This window comes from Desulfallas thermosapovorans DSM 6562 (assembly GCF_008124625.1).
Classification (GTDB): domain Bacteria; phylum Bacillota; class Desulfotomaculia; order Desulfotomaculales; family Desulfallaceae; genus Sporotomaculum; species Sporotomaculum thermosapovorans.
In genome coordinates, this window is sequence record NZ_VNHM01000001.1 from 315,963 (window position 1) to 334,864 (window position 18,902).

Below are 18,902 nucleotides of genomic sequence, written 5' to 3' on the forward strand. Positions count from 1 at the left end.
ACCGGGGAATTGCACCAGATTCCCGCCAGTCCAATCCGGAGCCACGCCCTTATTCCTCCCCGCAAAACCAGTTTTAACGCTAGTTTATATTTCTACGTCACGTAACCAAATCCTGCTAAAAAAACAAAAAACAATAAAATTAACATTACACGGATGTTAAGGCGGATCTTGCGTGGTCGTACCGGGTGAAGCCTGGGACTGTTCCCCGGGACCTTCCGCAGGCGGCGTCTCCACCGGCGGCGGTTGAGCTTCTCCCTCCGGCGGTTGGGTCTGGGCCGGTGGCGGCTCCACCGGCGGCGGTTCGGTCTCCTCCGGCGGTTGCTCAGGAGTGTTGTTACCCGCCGGAGGTGATGCGGGAGTCGCCGGGGGAGAAGTGGTTTGCACCGGTTGGGTTGGCGCGGTGGGCTCTTGCCGGGCCGGTGCCGTCGTCGTCGTGGTCTGTTGCACCCGGTCATTTCCCTCGTTTTCCTGCATTTCCCCTTGCACCGCAGCGCCGCCACCGGATGGTTGCTCCCAGCCCGGCCAGTTCAATGCGGGCAGGGCATCCCAACCCTCGGGCAAATCTCCGATGCCGGCCGGCTGATAGCCGAGAATGTCCATGCTGCCGGGGGTATAATCCGGCGCTTGTTCACGCTCCTGTCCCTGCCCCCGGGTTTCTTCAGTTGCACCGGCTGCGGGACCGGTTAAATAAGCATCCAGTATCCCGCGGGCGATGGGACCGGCGTAAGTACCGCCGGCATGGCCGTATTCCAGTATCACAGCCACGGCCACTTCGGGATTTTCATAGGGAGCAAAGGCTACAAACAGGGCATGGTTGCCTATTTTTTTGCCATTTGCATCCAGCACCTCCGCGGTACCTGTTTTAGCCGCCACATCAAGCCCGAACATTGCCGAGGCAGTACCGTTGGGAGGCAGGGCCACCATATGCATACCTTCCCGGAGAATTTGTAAAGTTTTCGGGGATACATTTACCCGGCGTTTTACCTCGGGCTGGAACTGTTTAATCACCCGGCCATCCGGGTTAACGATTTTTTCCACCAGGTAGGGCTTGTACAGTGTCCCGTTGTTGGCTATGGCCGCCACGTAAGCGGCTAGCTGCATGATGGTATAGGTATTATCCCCCTGCCCGATGGACATGTTGACGGTTTCATATTGCTGCCAGTTTAGATCCCATTCATGTTTGGCCAGTTGTTTTTCCAGTTCCTCATCCCTGGCCTTTTGCAATTGTTCTTTGCGGGTTGCATTTTTTTCGTGCTCAATTTGCTGGTTAAGTTCACGTACCCGGGCAAAATCATTGTTATACATAATCAACATATTTTTGACCAGTTCATATTTCCACTGGGGAGTGGGCACCACACCGCTCAGTTCCCCCGGCAAATTAATGCCCGTTTTTTCGCCCAGCCCGAATTCTTTGGCCATATTTGATATGGCGTCCACCCCGGCCATACGCCCGTAATTATAAAAGTAAGTGTCACAGGACACCTCCAGGGCTTTGCGTATATCAACCATACCATGGCCGCCGGGTTTCCAGTCCCGGAAAATACCCTGGCCCAGCCGGTAATAACCGGGGTCGTGCATTTTATGATCGGGATCCACAATTTCATGCTCCAGTATGGCCGCCGCGGTAACCATCTTAAAGGTTGATCCGGGCGGGTATATGGCGGATATGGTGCGATTGAGCAGCGCACCGGAATCCTGCAGCTGCTGCCACTGGGTGCTGGTCAACCCGCCGGTGAATATTCCGGGATTGTATGAAGGATAACTGGCCATGGCCCGGACGGCCCCTGTGCGCACATCCATAACCACCGCCGCACCGGCCTTGGACCGGCTGTAGCCCGCGTCCTGGGCCCGCTTAACCCCGTCCGCCAGCGCTTTTTCCGCGGCCATTTGTAAATTCAGGTCAATGGTCAGCACCAAATCGTTCCCCGGTACGGGCTCTTTTAGCCCCAAATCCCGCACCGGCCGGCTGTTGGCATCCACTTCCATCTGCCGGGCACCGTGTTCGCCCCGCAGGTATGACTCGTATACCAGCTCCAGGCCGTTTTGCCCGTAAAGATCGTTCATAAAGTAGCCTTCGTCTTTATGCTCCTCATACTGCTCCCGCTTGATATTTTGCACATAACCCAGCGCATGAGCCAGCAAGCTCTGGTACGGGTAATCCCGTACGGGCTGAATATCCACCACCACGCCGGGCATTTCTATTTGTCTTTCCCGCAGGGTCACCACTGTTTGGGGGGGAATATTTTCGGCCACCAACACCGGCTCATAAGGCCTGTAATATTTTTTCTCCCTTATGGTTGCCCGCACATCCGATTCCACTTGATATACGGTTTTATCCTCAAATACACCTTCCCGGTGCAGCATGGTCACCAGTTCACTTAAAACATCGGTTTTCTTTTCCAGCCTGACCCCAAAGGATGCCAGGTTCCGCTTCTGCAGGGTAGCCACTGTGGAGGGATTATAAACTACGGCGATCTCCAGGGGCTCACCCTTTTCCAGTTGGACTTTATTACTGCTGACCCGCTCCTTGATGATTTCCTCAATGGCTTCTTTTTTGGCCCGGTAAGAGTCTTCATCATCGTCCCGGCTGACTTCCTTTTCAAACTGCTCCGGCGTCATACCGCTGATCTGCTGGAAATACTGCACCGACTCCTCATCTCCGGCCAGTATCCAGGCCAGTGTTTCGGCCATTTGTACCGTATCCGGCCCGATGCGGTCCAGATAAAGGTGATGGGTGGTGCCCTCCAGGCTCAAATCATTTATGGACACAGTGTAAATGGGCCGGTTGGTAACGATCTTTTCACCATTGCGATCGAATATTTCACCCCGGGGAGCAAATACCGGCGCTATACGAATATAATTATTGCGCGCCAGAGTGCGATACTGCTCGGTCTGGACCAACTGCATGTATGATACTCTAGCCAGCAGCACCAGCAGTATCAAAAAAGTGGCACCCATTAAATATTTCATTTTATACTCAATTAGTTTTTTTCTTTTCATAAGTGCCAACCTTTCACGTCCATCATAATATTAGAGACAATTCCTGTATAATGATACGAACGGTACCGGGGGACAAAACGGGGCCGGTGGTTATTTATTTATAACCGCACCGTTTTAGGGATTAAAGTACTCACCTTTACGGGCCGGGCTGTTGCTGCAAAAACGACAATAAAAACCGTAGATGATCAGTACCACCAGCGCGTTATAAAAAGCCGCCGGCAGGATTATATGCACCAGTGCCGTGACCATGGGTACCTGTATATCCACCAGTAACAGCAACAAATAAAAGAGTAGCTGAGCCCCCAGTGTACAAACCCAGGTCAGCCCGGCGGCAATGACCCGGTTATCCCGGTAAAGCCGGCCTTCCCCCAACCCGGCCAGGTAGCCGGCGGCCATTTTGGTTAAAGCATTTAACCCGAAGTATCCCCCGTAAGCCATGTCCTGAATAACGCCAGCTAAAAAACCCAAAAAAGCCCCCTCCCGGGTACCCCGGAGGAAGCCATTTAGTATAACCAGTATCAACAAAAAGTCGGGTTTAATCCCGTAAAGAACAATGTGGTTAAGGGCTGTGCTTTGTAATATCAACAACACCGGTACCAACAGCAAAAAAATTATCGGTTGCAATATATACACCTCCGCAGAGCACCTAAGCTCCCCCGGGATTGGCCGAAATAATCACCAGGACCTCCTCTAAACGGTTAAAATCAACAAAGGGTTTGATCACTGCCATTTTAAAAAGGCCTGATTCTTCTTTATGGGTTTCCTGCACCGTACCCACCGGTATGCCCTTGGGGAAAACACTGCCAAACCCCGAAGTGACAATCCGGTCTCCTTTCTCAGGGGCTAGATCAGAAGGTATGTGTACCATATGCACAACCCTCATCCCTCCGGCCACCCCCTCCACAATACCGGGGGCGCGGGACTCCTGCACCAGGCAACCCACACCGCTGCGGGGGTCGGTGATGAGCAGTACCTCGGCGGTATGCTTGGAAACACTGGTCACCCGCCCCACCAGGCCGGATGGAGTGACCACAGCCATATCGGTTTGGATACCGCTGGCGGAACCTTTGTTAATCAAGATGCTGCCAAACCAATCATCAGCCGAGCGTCCAACTACCTCGGCTGATTCCATGGTCACCTGATCCGCCAGGCCGGTCTTGAAATCCAGTTGTTCTTTAAGGCGGGCATTTTCAGCCCGGATTTCATTGTAATCGGACAGTTTCCCCTCCAACTCCACCACCTGTTGTTCCAGGTCACGGTTATGCCGGGAAACATTGTATAGCCGGGCAGGGAAGGAAACCCAGTCACTGACCTTATCCCCCACCACCATTACCACCCGCTGCACTGGTGCCAGCACATCCCGGATGGTGGACTCAAGGGGAGTAAGTTCACCTGCGTCGTCCGCGGAAAAATGCAGACCCGCCAGTATTACCACCACCAATATGCCCAATAAAAACAGGCCTTTTCCAGCTGATAGACGGGACACATGCCACACACCTTATATTCAAATTATAAATCGCTGCATTATGCCAATTTCTTGGGTTGGATAATTACTTTTCGCAAGATATTAATGTTTTCCAGCACCCGCCCGGTACCGTAGGCCACCGCCAGCAGCGGTTCATCAGCCTGGTGCACAGGCATGCCGGTTTGCTCGCTGACCAGGCGGTCAAGGCCCCGCAGCAAAGAGCCGCCACCCGCCATCACTATCCCCCGGTCCATGATATCTGCGGCCAGTTCCGGCGGGGTCAGTTCCAGGGTACTCTTAATTGCTTCCAAAATACTGGAAACGGGCTCGGACAGTGCCTTGTAAATCTCCTCCGAAGTTATTTCTATGGTTTTGGGCAAGCCGCTGACCAGATCCCGTCCCCGCACATCGTAGGTTTCCACCGTATCAATGGGATAAGCGGTCCCGATTTCAATTTTTATTTCTTCAGCGGTACGCTCACCAATCATTAAATTGTAGGTCTTTTTCACATGCTGAATAATGGCGTCATCCATTTCATCCCCGGCTTTGCGCACGGAACGGCTGATGACGATACCCCCCAGAGAAATAACCGCTACCTCGGTGGTACCGCCACCGATATCCACAATCATATTGCCCGTGGGCTCATGCACCGGCAGCCCGGCTCCGATGGCAGCAGCCATGGGCTCTTCAATCAGGTATGCTTCCCGGGCCCCGGCCTGCAGCGCGGCCTCCCGTACCGCCCGTTCCTCCACCGCCGTGACTCCGGAGGGCACGGAAACCACCACCCGGGGTCTGATTAAAAAAGTACGGCCGCGAAGCGCTTTACTGATAAAATATCTGATCATGCTCTGGGTAACGTCAAAATCGGCAATAACACCGTCCTTCATGGGGCGAATGGCTATAATATTGCCGGGGGTGCGACCGATCATCTGCTTGGCCTCTTCACCCACCGCCAGCACATTACCGCTGTCCCGCTGGATAGCCACCACCGACGGCTCCCGCAATACTATTCCCTTGCCTTTAACATAAACCAGTGAATTTGCCGTCCCCAGGTCAATTCCCATATCCTTGGAAAAAATGCCTAATCGCATTAATACAGGCCCCTCTCTGTGGCGATTGTTTTTACATCAGGCCCTTGGCCTTGAAACTAACGAACTTATTATCTCCAATTACCAGGTGATCCAGAACTTCAATACCGATGATATTTCCCGCTTCAATCAAACGTTTGGTGACCTCGATATCCTGGCGGCTGGGCGTGGGATCACCGCTGGGATGATTATGCACCAGTATAACCCCGGCGGCGCTGCGCCTGATGGCCGCTTTAAACAGCTCCCGCGGGTGGATCGCCGATGAATTAAGTGTACCCACGGAAATCGTTTCCCTGGCCAGGACCTGATTTTTAACGTTTAAAAGCAGGGCACAGAAGTGTTCCCGGTCCAGGTGGCGCATTTCTTCCATCACTAGCGCGGCGGCGTTTTCCGGTGATTTGATACAGGGCCTGTCCCAGGTGGTGGCCATGGCCACCCGCCGGCCTAGTTCCAGCGCAGCCCTGATTTGAGCCACCTTGGCCGGGCCCACGCCCTTAAAAACAATCAGTTCTTCCGCCGAGGCGTCCAGCAATTGCTTAATGCCGCCGAAATGTCCCAGCAACGCCGTGGCCAATTCCACCGCACTGGCTGCGGCATGGCCGGTGCGAAGCATAATGGCCAGCAACTCAATATCGGACAACGCCTCCGGGCCTTCCTGCAGCAACCTTTCCCGGGGCCGCAGGGGCACGGGCATGTCCTTTATGGCAACACGATAAACCGGAGATTCCAACCCAACCTACCTCCAGCATTGGGATACCTCAATATTTAATTCCTTTAGCATTTGCGCCAGTTTAAACAAGGGTAATCCCACCACATTAAAATAACAACCCCGGATACCGGCAACAAAAACCGCCGCCCTTCCCTGCACACCATAGGCGCCGGCTTTATCCAGGGGCTCTTTGGTGGCAACATAATGCTCGATTTCAGCCCGGGACATTTCCCGTAACCGCACCTCGGTGCGTTCGTATCCGGATAATACCCGCCCGCCGGCTAATTCCATCAATGTAATACCGGTATATACTTCGTGGGTATTTCCTTGCAAGCGTTCCAGCATAACCCGGGCTGCCGATTCATTTTCCGGTTTACCCAACACCTCACCGCCCAGCACCACCACTGTATCGGCGGCTAGAACAATTCCTTCCGCCAGCGTAGCCGCCGCAGCTTCGGCCTTGCTTCGGGACAGCGACATCACCTGTTCAGCGGGTGGCAGTCCCGGCGGTAGCGTTTCATCAATGTCCACGGTGAATACAACATGGGGTAAACCGATTTGGTCAAGTAATTCCCGCCGCCGCGGTGACGATGATGCCAGATAGATAGTGGGCAATTTTTTACCTCCACTTTTGCTATAACTATGCTCATATTTTATAAACACTGGCCGCGCCAGCACTTACTGTGTCAAAACCGTCCACAAACTACATTTTTCTGTATGCAATATACCCCAGCACCAGCCCCAGAGCGGTGAGGGGTCCGATATGCATAGTAAAACCCAAGGTTAGCTGCACGAAATTTAGATCCAGTGTAGCCGGTTGCCAGCCAATCTTTGTGTTGTTGGCTAAAAAAGGCACTGTTTTGGCCAGACTGTTGGCAATGACGCTGCCAGCCAGTCCACCGGCCACCAACAGCAAAAAGGGCACCCAGAAACCATTACTACTCCGATAATTCTTGGCCATCGTTCCACCCCAAACATACTATCAAGCAGCAAGCAAAGTTCTTTTTGGATTCTATTTTTACCTTCTCATTTTATCATACACAAGCTTGCAGCTATTCATTTTTTTAAAATTTACTTTATCATTCTCCGTAATAAAATTATGACAAACATGACATTATTATACTTTGGCCCGCAAATATGAACCAGCCTTCAGGGGCTATTTGCACTAAAGTCTACCGCAAAATGCATTTATCGTCAATGAACAAGATGCCCCATTTGCTCCTGTCAACACAGGACTACCGTCGCAACTCCAACACAATTTCTCTGGCTTCGGCCACCATATACAACGAACCGGTTATACATACCAGATCACTCTCCCGGGCTTTTTTTAACGCAGTCTGCACTGCCCCGGAGATATTCTCTACGGTGTCCACCTCCGCCAAATACCGGCGAGCCTCAGCAGCCATTTGCTGCCAGTCACCGGCCCGGGGGCTGTTGGGTCTGGTAATTATTACATAACGTGCCCGCGGCGCCAGCTCGGCTACCACCCGGGCTCGTTCCTTGTCGCCCAGCATACCCAACACCATAATTACGTCCCGCCCCGGGAAATAATCATCAAGGGCGTGACGCAGGCTAAGGGCTCCGTCATAATTATGCGCCCCGTCAATTAAAACCGGCGGTTTATCACCGATTAATTCCAAACGAGCCGGCCAAACTGCACGGGAAAGCCCTTCTTTGAGCGCATTTTCGGTTATGTGCACCCCCTGGCCGGCCAATATTTCCAGCACACCCAGGGCAGTGGCGGCATTCATCACCTGGTGCCGACCAATTAAAGGTATCCATAAATCCGGTAAGTAGAGCCTTTGGCCCAGGTAACTAAAATGCTGCCCCCGTAGGGAGTGCCCGCCACAGGTCCAGGTAACATCCTTGCCCACCTGAAGCAGGTGGCATCCTTTCTCGCGGCAGGTTTCCTTGATAATTGCCAGCGCGTCGGGATTTTCCGCAGCGGTGACCACCGGTACACCTGGTTTTATAATCCCTGCCTTGACCCGGGCGATATCTGCTACGGTATTACCAAGGTAGTCCATGTGGTCCATGGCTACGTTGGTGATAACGGATACCAGCGGGTGCACTACATTGGTGGAATCAATGGCACCGCCCAGCCCCACTTCCAAGACCAAGTAATCCACAGCTTCCTCGGCAAAGTAGCAAAAGGCTAAAGCTGTGCTGACTTCAAATTCAGTGGGGTGCTCAAAACCTTCCTGGACCATGGCTTCCAGGTGCGGGCGCAGCCGGGTGATCAAGCCGGCCACCCGGCCGGGGTCAATTTCCCTACCATTGATCCGGTAGCGCTCGGTATAGGCATGCAAATGGGGAGATGTAAAGGTGCCCACCCGGTAGCCCGCGCATTGCAGAACACCGGCCAGCATAGCCGTGGTTGATCCCTTACCGTTGGTACCGCCCACATGTATCACTTTAATTCGCCGGTGGGGGTCACCCAGCCGGCGCAACAATTCAGTAATACGCCCAAGTCCGAAGTTCATACCAAACTTGGTCAAATTTTGCAGATATTCCATGGCTTCTTCGTATAACAATGTTATCACACTCCGGGCGAAAAATTTAACAATACAATTCTACAATGATATGCTTTTTCCTATACCCTATTAAATCATAAATAACAAAAAAAGCTACCCGGCAGGTAATTTAGAATATTTTGGCGAACTCCTCATTTAATATTATCCAAAAAACAGGGGGGGAATTAATGAATTCTTTTCGGGCGCAAATCATATTGCTTTCCGCTGCCGCCGGCCTGATCACCCTTATCGCCACTTATTGCGGGTGGTGGTTAGGCGGAGATACCGCCGCGGGTCTATTATGCGGAGGGCTGGTTGGATTACTAATTACCGCAACGGCCTGTTATTTTTTATTTGCTCCTTTACACCTAAATCTTCAGCATGTTCTGGATAATACCGAAAAAGCCATTAAGGGCGACTTGACGGGACAGATAGAAGATAAAAATTACGGTTGGGGAGAGTTTAATTTATTAATTAATAATGTGCGTAAAATCCTCAAAGGAGTACATAAATGGTTTGCCCTGGTCAGGGATGCCAGTGTCATTCTGGACCGGGCGGCGGAACAAATTACCCTTGGCACCCAGCAGGTCAGCTCAGGTAGTCAAGAACAGGCGGAACAGGTAACCAGGTTGCTGCAGTCCATTGAAAAGTTTACCGGACAGGTGGAAGATAGCGCCCGGCAGGCGGATGAAGCCGCCCGGGCCGCCCGCAATACCGCCACAACCACCGACCAGGGCAGCGCCGCCATAAAGGAAGCGCTGGCGGGCATGAACCTGCTGGAACAGAAGTTTATCCATTTAAGCCACAGTTCGGAACGTATCGGACAATTTCTTGAGGTTATTCAAAACATCGCCGCCCAGACCAACCTGCTGGCCCTGAACGCTGCCATCGAAGCCGCCAGGGCGGGCGAACACGGCCGTGGTTTTGCCGTTGTGGCCGAGGAAGTACGCAGTCTGGCCGAAGATTCGGGCCGGGCCACCCAAGAGGTAGCCCAAATTGTCAATGAAATCATGGGTGCTGTAAACGATACCGTCAATGCAGTAAAAACCAGCCTTGAACGTTCCCAGGAAGCCGGAAAAATCTTTGACGATATCAGCCATACCATGCATGATACCAGAGCGCTGGTGGAAAAAATCGCCCGGGTGGCCAGGGAACAGGCCGATTCCACCGCCGGCATGCTGGGTAGTACCCAGGCCATCGCCGCGGTGGCCCAGCAATCAGCCGCCAGTTCCCAGCAAACCGCGGCCATAGCCCGGGAATTGACCGGCACGGCCGAAAAATTAAATAAAGTGGCTGAAATATGGAAGTTTAAAGACAACAAGTAAATCTAACTGTAAAGTGGTATCTCAATTAAGATACCGCTTTTTAATTTGAACCTTCTGTATTGGACATACAACATTAAAGCAAAATCAAAAAAAGCCCATTTTTTCATTAACTAATTGACAAGGCAGTCCATACCCAATATAATGAATTTGATAATCATTATCAATGCAATATCATAAAGGAATCATACGACCTTTTTATTTTGTCATTACTATGATAATGATAATCGTTATTCTAAACTCGATTGCAAAATTCATATGGAGGTGCCTAAGCATGACTTTGGATAAGGCCAAGCGCGGTCAGCACGTCAAGATTATCAGCATTCCGAACGAAAACATTCGGGCCCAGGCCATCCGTTTCGGCATTGCCGAGGGGGAGGTTGTATTATGTGAGGAGGTATTGCCTGCCGGTCCCATCGTACTGCGAAAAAACAGGCAGGAAATCGCCATTGGCCGGGGATTGGCCAACAGAATCACGATAGCTTTGAATTAACAAACAGGCGATCCTGATAAGCCAGAGGCTACCATATATTACATTTCAATAGTTTCCATTTATTTGACGTTTAAGGTGGTGAAAGCACATGGCCCATTGCCATAACACAAATATAAATATAAGCATCCCCCCGGGCGCCCGTAGGATTGTTCTGGCCGGTAACCCCAACGCCGGTAAATCAGTTTTTTTCAACTATATTACGGGGCTATATGTGGATGTTTCCAACTACCCGGGAACAACCCTGGAAATTTCCCACGGGCGCCTGGGCGGTGACGTTGTTATCGACACCCCTGGGGTGTACGGGATTTCTTCCTTTAATGATGAAGAACGCATTGCCAGGGACATTATTTTAGCCGCTGATGTAGTGATCAATGTGGTCAACGCCGTGCACCTGGAAAGGGATTTATTTTTGACCCGGCAGATTATTGACACCGGCGTGCCGGTGCTGGTGGCTTTAAATATGGTTGACGAAGCCGAAAAGCAAGGACTGGTTATTGATACCGACTTACTGTCCGATTTGTTGGGGGTACCGGTAATTCCCACCGTAGCCATCAAAAAACAAGGTCTGGAGCAGGTTAAAAACTCGATTAATTTGGCCAGAAAGGGCAATATTGACGATGAATTGCAGCAAAAACTAACCCGGCTGGCGGACCGGGTGGGCAGCCAGGGTGAGGCGCTTTTGGTATTGGAGGGCGATACTGTAGTTGCAGCGCGCCACGGCCTGGAACCTGAGAATGACCGGGAACAGATTTACCTCAAGCGCCGGGAACGGGTAAACGATATTGTGCATCACGTGGTTGCCGAAAACTCTCGCGGTGCTGGAATTGGTACCACTTTGGGACGTTATATGATTAACCCCGTTACCGGCATACCCATTTTACTTATGGCCCTTTGGGCTATGTACCAGGTTATCGGGGTGTTCGTAGCGGGCACAGTGGTGGGGATTACAGAGGAATCAATTATGATCGGCATGTACGAACCGGCGATACGAAATTTTGTAGGCCGGTTTATAGCGGAAAGCAGCAACCCGGGCATTATTCTAACCGGCGAATTCGGGGTATTGACCATGACGGCAACTTACGTGCTGGGCTTGTTAATGCCGCTGGTGGTTGGGTTTTACTTCTTTCTTTCCTTGTTCGAAGATTCGGGTTATCTGCCGCGCATAGCTACGCTGGTGGACCGGGTGCTCACAGGTATCGGCCTCAATGGCCGGGCTGTGATACCGCTGATATTGGGATTCGGTTGCGTGACCGTGGCCAGCATAACCACCCGGCTGTTGGGTTCTGAGCGGGAAAAAAGAATCACTATTTTTTTGTTGGGATTGGCTATTCCATGCTCGGCCCAACTGGGCGTAATTGCCGGCCTGCTGGCCGGACTGGGTCCCCAGTACATGGCACTGTACGCACTGGTTATTCTGACAGTGCTGGTCATAGTGGGCACAATGCTTAACACTTTACTACCGGGCAAGTCCACGGAACTGTTAATCGACCTGCCCCCGCTGCGGCTGCCCAGGCTGGACAACGTGTTACGCAAAACCGGGACTAAATCCTATGCTTTCTTGAAAGAGGCCACACCGTTGTTCGCCCTGGGGGCATTGCTCATCAGTATATTACAAATTACAGGCGCTTTAACAGTGCTGCAAAAAGCATTAGCCCCGTTGACCGTGGGCTGGTTGATGCTGCCGCCGGAAACAGCCACCGCCTTTATCATGGGTATTGTCCGCCGCGATTTCGGGGCTGCGGGGCTCACAGATATGGCGCTGACACCTATGGCAACGGTAATTTCCTTAATCACCATTACTTTATTCGTGCCCTGCATTGCCTCAATATTAATCATCATCAAAGAACGGGGCCGCGGGGAAGGTGCCTTGATGTGGCTCGGCACATGGGTGATTGCATTTTTTGCAGGAGGCGTAGTGGCACAATTGTCGGGCATATTCGGCGGCAACGACAGCTTAAGTATTCCCCTGGTGATCGCCACCTTTATCGCCATAACCCTGGCCGTGCTGTTTACCTGCCGGCTGGCGGCAAAACCCAAACCGGGGTCGGGCTTATCGTAATTGCTCCAGCCGTGTTAACCCGGCGACCCTTACGGTCTTTGCCTAAAAGGTTGTTAGTGGATTTACCTGCTCTAACCGCGCAACCGGGAGTGAGTATACCATGCAAAAACAAATAAAACTAATCACAATCACGTGTAGCCGGTGCGGCTACCGCTTCAACCCCGGGGCTGCGTTGCGCTGCCCGCGCTGCAATAAACCTGCAATGGATTGCGTTGGCTGCTCGGGCGCGTGCAGTAAATGTTTAAGCACCGGTACGTGTAAAGACAGTAATAGCAGGCTGCCATTTTAAACACCATAAAGAAGGTGGTGCAAGAACTACTTTTCAGTGGTGAGCCACCAAATTCCAATGGCGATGAGTTTATTCTCATCGCCATTTACATGTGGAAAACGGGTAATTTATTTTGTTAACCGATAAAGCTCCTCTTTCTCTTCTTATTCTTTCATTCTCACCGGATTAAATGCAATATCATCCAGCAGGCCATTATTTACCCTCGAATACAGCCAGTCGTTCCTTGATGGCCCCCAGCTTGGAGCTGAGTTCGGCCTCTTTACCCCGTTCCTTTTCCACCACTTGGGCGGGAGCTTTGTTTAGGAAACCGGGATTATTGAGTTTACCCTGCACCCGGGCCAAATCTTTTTCCAGGGACTGCATATCCTTGCGCAAACGGGCCATCTCTTTATCCACGTCAATGAGACCCCGCAGGGGCACAAATATCTGGATATCCTGGGCTACAGCGGTGGCTGCCTGCCGGGGTTTTTCGGCCAGTTCGGCCACCACCCGGGCCTGGCAGTTGGCCAGTCCCTCCACGTAGGTCAGGTTATCGTCAAGGACGGCACGCAATTCAGCCACAGCAGTGACTATAACAGCTTCGGCCTTTTTGCCCGGGGGCACGTTCATTTCGCTGCGAATCTGCCGGATACCCCGGATTACCTCCATAACTATACTCATATGCTCCTCAGCTTGTCCGTCCACCAGTTCCGCCTGGTACTTGGGCCACGGAGCCCGCATAACAGTGCTGCCACGGTGGGGCAGGCGCTGCCAGATTTCCTCGGTGATGAAGGGCATGAAGGGGTGCAGCAGTTCCAGCGCGCCCCGCAGCACACCGGCCAGCACATGCTGGGCCACTTCCCGGTCGGCGGTCCCGGTTTTGCCGTACAGGCGCGGTTTGACCAACTCGATATACCAGTCGCAAAGCTCGTTCCAGGTAAATTCATATAATACCCTGGCCGCCTCACCCAGTTCATATTTCTCCAAAAAACCGGTGCACTCCCGCACCGCATGCTGGTAACGGCTCAATATCCAGCGGTCGGCCAGGGTATACTGCTCCCGCTCCGGTGATTTTTCCGGTGCGTAATCCTGCAGGTTCATCAAGGCAAACCGGGAGGCGTTCCAGATCTTATTGGCAAAGTTACGGGCTCCATCCAGGCGTTCAAAATGGAAGCGCAGGTCGTTACCCGGGGTGTTGCCGGTCACCAGCATGAACCGCAGGCTGTCGGCGCCGTGGCTTTCAATAACTTCAATGGGATCAACGCCGTTACCCAAAGATTTACTCATTTTGCGGCCCAGGGCATCCAGCACCAACCCGTGGATGAACACCTCCCGGAAGGGTACATCATCCATGTGTTCAAGACCGCTGAAGATCATCCTGGCCACCCAGAAAAAGATAATGTCCCGGCCCGTCACCAGCACCGAGGTGGGATAGTAATAAGCCAGGTCCACCGTTTTATGGGGCCAACCCAGGGTGGAAAAGGGCCAAAGTGCCGAGCTGAACCAGGTATCCAGCACGTCGGGATCCTGCTCCAGATTGCTGGAGCCACACCGGCATTTTTTCGGGCGGGTTTTACTTACCATCAATTCATCGCAATCCCGGCAGTAATAAACCGGTATGCGGTGTCCCCACCAGAGCTGGCGGCTAATACACCAATCCCGGATGTTTTCCATCCAGTTCAAGTATATCTTGGTAAAACGTTCGGGGATAAATTTTAAACGACCGTCCTTGGCTGCGGCAATAGCAGGCTCAGCCAGGGGTTTCATACGCACAAACCACTGTTTGGAAAGCATGGGCTCAATTACCGATGAACAACGGTAGCAGTGCCCCACGGCGTGGGAAAGGTCCTCAATCTTAACCAGCAGGCCCCTGGCCTGCAGATCCTTGATAATGCGTTTCCGGCACTCCCAGCGGTCCAGGCCTTCATACCGGGCACCGGCCTCGGCGGTCATCCGGGCTTCCCGGTCGATAACCTGTACCGAGGGCAGATCATGCCTGCGGCCCACTTCAAAGTCGTTGGGGTCATGGGCCGGGGTGATTTTGACGGCGCCGGTGCCAAATTCAGGCTCTACATATTCGTCCGGAATAACGGGAATCTCCCGCTCCACCAGGGGTAAAATTACTGTTTTACCGATTAAGTGTTGGTAACGATCATCTTCGGGGTGTACCGCCACCGCTGTATCACCCAGCATGGTTTCGGGTCTGGTGGTGGCCACGGTGATGAATTCATCCGGGCTGCCCTGCACGGGATATTTAATATAGTAAAGCTGGCCCGGCTTGTCCCGGTGTTCCACCTCGATGTCACTAATGGTGGTTTGGCAGTGGGGGCACCAGTTGGTTATATAATAGTCCCGGTAAATAAGGCCCCGCTGGTACAGGCGCACAAAGACTTCCTGCACGGCCTCGGAACAGCCTTCATCCATGGTGAACCGCTCCCTGTCCCAGTCACAGGAAGAACCCAGCCGGCGCAGTTGGTGGGTAATGCGACCCCCGTACTGTTCCTTCCAGGCCCAGACCCGCTCCAGAAACTTCTCCCGGCCCAACTCGTATTTATTGGTGCCCTCTTTGGCCAGTTGCTCTTCCACCTTGGCCTGGGTGGCAATCCCGGCGTGGTCGGTGCCGGGCAGCCACAGGGCGTTGTATCCCTGCATGCGGCGCCAGCGGGTCAAAATATCCTGCAGGGTATTATCCAGGGCATGTCCCATATGCAGCTGCCCGGTGACGTTTGGCGGGGGCATAACGATGCAAAAGGGTTCTTTTTCAGGGTCAACGACGGAACGAAAATATTTGTTTTCCTCCCAGTATTGGTACCATTTATCCTCCACTATATGGGGGGCATAGGTGGTGGGCATATCAAACTGATTGGCCATATCAAAACCTCCGTTGTGAATTTCTACCCGGTAATAATAAAAACCCTTTTCGTTTAAGGACGAAAAAGGGCTTTCGCGGTACCACCTTAATTCCAGCGGGGCACACATTAAATACCCCGTGCGGCTCTTGAACAGCTGTAACGGGCTGAACCGGCACGGACCTAGCAGCCTGGCCCGGGAATTGAAATCAATATTCCCGGAAAGTAACTGAATTGACTGTTCGATCCGGCAGCTCCGGGGCGACATCGGGCCGCCGCGATCAGGATACCTTGCAGCCTGCGGGTATTCCCTCTCTGGGATCGCCTTTACGGCCAAACTCCCCTTCCTCGCCTGGTTATTAACTCTTCTTATATTAATTATTTTACTTAATCTTGTCAACACGTGTCCAGTCAAACCGGATTAACCCCCGAATCGATTTCTGCGCACGCGGGTTACTGGAGACTTTGGCCTTGCCGCGGGTATGTTTACGCCAATGATACCTCCCAAAGTGGATAGGGCCACCACCACCAGGCCGTGGGCCAACCAGGCTGGTAAGGCGGCGGGCAACCCGGTATTCCAAACCACCAGGAGCAGCGTGACAACCAGGAAGAATATAAACCCCACCAATAATCCGTGCAACCAGCCCAGGTTTCCCGCTGTTCTGCCGCTTACCCCACCGCCCAGCAATGTACCCAGGCAGATGCCTGCCATGATGATAGAACTGAAGTGATAAACTTGGTGTGCCGTCATGAACACCCAGAGCAAAAGTGCCGCGCATATAAATGCCGTACTTGTAAGTGCCCAGACAAGCCCCGACCACAACGCGCCCGGTTTTAAACCGGCCTGTCCATCTCTATGGGACCAACTAACCAGCGTTATCCCCCTGAACATATAATCTACCCCCGAAAAAATATTTCTATATTTTATGCAACAGTTGTATTTATATGCCCGGTATTTATCCGCAAGAAGTTCGTGATTTTGCAGTCATTAATTCGCCACAGGCACATAGCTATAAATAATATTGAATAGTTTTGTTTTAGAGGTGATTGAGTTTTGTTTAAACCCAAAACTATTTTGGTATTTATCATTGTACTGGGTATTCTTACGGGGAGCACCGTTATCTATACCCTCAGCATCCATGGCAGGGGCAAAAAAGAAGTAGTTACATTGAAGGTATGGGAAAATGAAAGAAACATGCTTCAGCTACCGCTTTACGTAGCTCTAAAGGAAGGTTATTTCGCCGAACAAGGTATCAAGGTACAACTGCTGGACGGTGAGAAAACGGCAGCCAAAGACCCCTACGCAGATGACCTGGCCGATATCATAATTACCGACCCGGCTGATTGCCTGTACCGTAAATCGGTAAATCCCTCGGCGCCGGTTATAGTAGCTGCTTTGGCCCACCGGGACGGCACCTTTTTGCTGGCCCGGGAAAAGGAAACCTTTGTCTGGGGTGATATGAAAAATAAAAATGTTATCTGCTACCCGCCGGAAACCGGGCCTGGTTTGGTTATGGAAAAAATCATCAGGGACGCGGGTATGGTACCCTTTCGCGACCTATGCCTGTATAACCGTATCCCCGGTGAACTGCGCCTGGGAGTTTTCAAATCCGGCAGCGGCTCGTATATACAGCTCTCCGGGGCCGAAGCTCTAATGGCCGAGAAAAACGGTGCCGGTCGGATTATCGCCCGCCCGGGTGATGCGGCAGAAAACTTCCCTTCCGCATTTTGCACCGCCAAACCCAAAATAATCAGTCAACAACCCGAAGCGCTCCAGGGATTTGTTAACGCCATTTATAAAGCTATGCTGTGGATGCAGCATGAGCCGGAGCTTGGGGTCAAAGCCGCTGCCGACTATCTGGATAAACTGGATAAAAGAATTAGGGGCGAGTTATTTGAGGAATACTTAAATATGAAAATGTGGCAGCCGTCACCCCAGGTTCAAAAACAATCCTTTACTGAAGTGGTACGAATAATGGAGACCGCTGGTCAACTGGCCATGCCCATTACTTATGAAAAATCCGTTAACAACACCTTCGCTCTCCAGGCCGCCAACTCTATTCAGTATATACCCAAGGAGGAAAGGGAGCAAAACTGGTGGCGCAAAATTATACATTGAAAATGATTATTTGCGGCCAACCCGGCAATAATAGTAATAAAAGCTTTACAGTTCAATAATGCAAAGGAGCAGTGAATTATTATGGATGTTACAAGAGCTCGGCAAATATTTAATTCCGAACAAACCCATCAGGTACTGTTAGACGGGACACCGGTATGGATAGAAGGCTTCAGCACAGATAACCAAATGGCCCTGGTAAGACCGCTGGAGGGCAACGGAAGTATCAGAGAGGTTCCTGTTACTGAACTGGTGGAAAGCTAATATATCGTAACAACAATACCTATCATCCATATTAATATATAATCCCCCGGCCTTTAAAGCTGCAGGCCGGGGATGCATTTTTTTGTCGCGATGAGCTTATAATAACTTCAAACAACTTGGAGGTGATCATATGGCTTTAGTTCCCTACGACCCATTCCGCAGCATGGATATGATGCGCCGTGAAATGGAGCGGGTTTTTGCCCCTTTTTACGGAGACACCAGGCGTGATTGGGATATAGGACCCCGGGTTGACGTATACGAAACCGATAATGAAGTGGTGGCCCTTTGTGAAATTCCCGGTGTGGAGAAAAAAGATGATATTCATATCGACGTACGGGACAATGTACTTTCCATTTCCGGCATAATCAACAGAACCAACGAAGTTAAGGATGAAAATCGCTATCACCGCACCGAAAGATTTTACGGCCGGTTCCAGCGCAACGTTTCCCTGCCCGCCAGGGTTAACACCGAAGGTGCCAAGGCCACTTATCGTAACGGTGTATTGGAAGTACGCATGGCCAAGGAAACCCATGGCCGGCACAAGTCGATAGACGTGGATTTCCATTAAAACAACAGCGCCTTATGGTATAACAAATCCGCTGGCATTGGCCCAGTTTCCCGCCGAATTTTAAACCTGTGCACTATGGTTTAAATATGCTTTATGGTTTATTGTAAAACACGCCAAAGAGGCTGCTCGACCGGGGTAGCCTCTTTGGCGTGTTTACGGTATAAATAACGGTTAGTTTAAACTTTAAA

The 18,902-nt window shown here is 51.8% G+C and carries 16 protein-coding genes; 6 read left to right on the forward strand and 10 right to left on the reverse strand.

Annotated features, from left to right (window positions below; translation table 11 throughout):
* Positions 1-156 precede the first annotated feature (156 nt).
* The 8 genes from mrdA to LX24_RS01615 all read right to left on the reverse strand — a co-directional run bounded on the left by mrdA (position 157) and on the right by LX24_RS01615 (position 8,796).
* Positions 157-3,000, reverse strand: coding sequence for a penicillin-binding protein 2 (mrdA, locus tag LX24_RS01580; RefSeq protein WP_166510373.1), 2,844 nt, complete (start codon positions 2,998-3,000; stop codon positions 157-159).
* A gap of 114 nt (positions 3,001-3,114) precedes the next feature.
* Positions 3,115-3,624 carry a rod shape-determining protein MreD gene (gene mreD, locus LX24_RS01585; protein ID WP_166510374.1) on the reverse strand — a complete coding sequence of 170 codons (510 nt, stop codon included), beginning with the start codon at positions 3,622-3,624 and terminating at the stop codon, positions 3,115-3,117.
* A gap of 22 nt (positions 3,625-3,646) precedes the next feature.
* Complete coding sequence (gene mreC, locus LX24_RS01590; protein ID WP_166510375.1) at positions 3,647-4,486, reverse strand: rod shape-determining protein MreC; 840 nt, start codon at positions 4,484-4,486, stop codon at positions 3,647-3,649.
* Between the two features lie 38 nt (positions 4,487-4,524).
* Positions 4,525-5,556: a rod shape-determining protein gene (locus tag LX24_RS01595; protein WP_166510376.1), complete on the reverse strand. Its 1,032-nt coding sequence runs from the start codon at positions 5,554-5,556 to the stop codon at positions 4,525-4,527.
* Positions 5,557-5,587: 31 nt separating this feature from the next.
* The gene (gene radC / locus LX24_RS01600) at positions 5,588-6,283 is read right to left on the reverse strand and encodes a RadC family protein (protein WP_279233164.1); all 696 of its coding nucleotides are present in this window, start codon (positions 6,281-6,283) and stop codon (positions 5,588-5,590) included.
* Between the two features lie 6 nt (positions 6,284-6,289).
* Complete coding sequence (locus tag LX24_RS01605) at positions 6,290-6,877, reverse strand: Maf family protein (RefSeq protein WP_166510377.1); 588 nt, start codon at positions 6,875-6,877, stop codon at positions 6,290-6,292.
* Positions 6,878-6,965: 88 nt separating this feature from the next.
* On the reverse strand, positions 6,966-7,223 hold the full coding sequence (locus LX24_RS01610; protein ID WP_166510378.1) for a DUF4321 domain-containing protein: 258 nt from the start codon (positions 7,221-7,223) through the stop codon (positions 6,966-6,968).
* A gap of 274 nt (positions 7,224-7,497) precedes the next feature.
* Positions 7,498-8,796, reverse strand: coding sequence for a bifunctional folylpolyglutamate synthase/dihydrofolate synthase (locus LX24_RS01615; RefSeq protein ID WP_166510379.1), 1,299 nt, complete (start codon positions 8,794-8,796; stop codon positions 7,498-7,500).
* A gap of 167 nt (positions 8,797-8,963) precedes the next feature.
* Between LX24_RS01615 and LX24_RS01620 the strand changes: the two genes are divergently transcribed.
* The 3 genes from LX24_RS01620 (at position 8,964) to feoB (ending at position 12,649) form a co-directional block, all read left to right on the forward strand.
* Complete coding sequence (locus LX24_RS01620) at positions 8,964-10,100, forward strand: methyl-accepting chemotaxis protein (protein ID WP_166510380.1); 1,137 nt, start codon at positions 8,964-8,966, stop codon at positions 10,098-10,100.
* A gap of 271 nt (positions 10,101-10,371) precedes the next feature.
* Positions 10,372-10,590, forward strand: coding sequence for a FeoA family protein (locus tag LX24_RS01625; protein WP_166510381.1), 219 nt, complete (start codon positions 10,372-10,374; stop codon positions 10,588-10,590).
* A gap of 88 nt (positions 10,591-10,678) precedes the next feature.
* Positions 10,679-12,649 (forward strand): ferrous iron transport protein B, encoded by a 1,971-nt coding sequence (gene feoB / locus LX24_RS01630; RefSeq protein ID WP_166510382.1) that lies wholly within the window; start codon positions 10,679-10,681, stop codon positions 12,647-12,649.
* A 481-nt stretch (positions 12,650-13,130) separates the two neighbouring features.
* Here feoB and LX24_RS01635 read toward each other — a convergent pair whose 3' ends face one another.
* Both LX24_RS01635 and LX24_RS01640 read right to left on the reverse strand, forming a co-directional pair.
* A complete protein-coding gene (locus LX24_RS01635; RefSeq protein WP_166510383.1) occupies positions 13,131-15,788 on the reverse strand; it encodes a valine--tRNA ligase in 2,658 nt (885 codons plus the stop codon).
* 399 nt (positions 15,789-16,187) lie between these two features.
* Entirely contained in the window at positions 16,188-16,658 is a 471-nt protein-coding gene (locus tag LX24_RS01640; RefSeq protein WP_166510384.1) for a TIGR04086 family membrane protein, read from the reverse strand.
* 162 nt (positions 16,659-16,820) lie between these two features.
* Here LX24_RS01640 and LX24_RS01645 point away from each other — a divergent pair, with 162 nt between their 5' ends.
* From LX24_RS01645 to LX24_RS01655, 3 genes are all read left to right on the forward strand, one after another.
* Complete coding sequence (locus LX24_RS01645; protein ID WP_166510385.1) at positions 16,821-17,885, forward strand: ABC transporter substrate-binding protein; 1,065 nt, start codon at positions 16,821-16,823, stop codon at positions 17,883-17,885.
* Positions 17,886-17,966: 81 nt separating this feature from the next.
* Entirely contained in the window at positions 17,967-18,146 is a 180-nt protein-coding gene (locus LX24_RS01650) for an H-type small acid-soluble spore protein (protein ID WP_166510386.1), read from the forward strand.
* Between the two features lie 130 nt (positions 18,147-18,276).
* Positions 18,277-18,714, forward strand: coding sequence for an Hsp20/alpha crystallin family protein (locus LX24_RS01655; protein WP_166510387.1), 438 nt, complete (start codon positions 18,277-18,279; stop codon positions 18,712-18,714).
* Positions 18,715-18,902 lie beyond the last annotated feature (188 nt).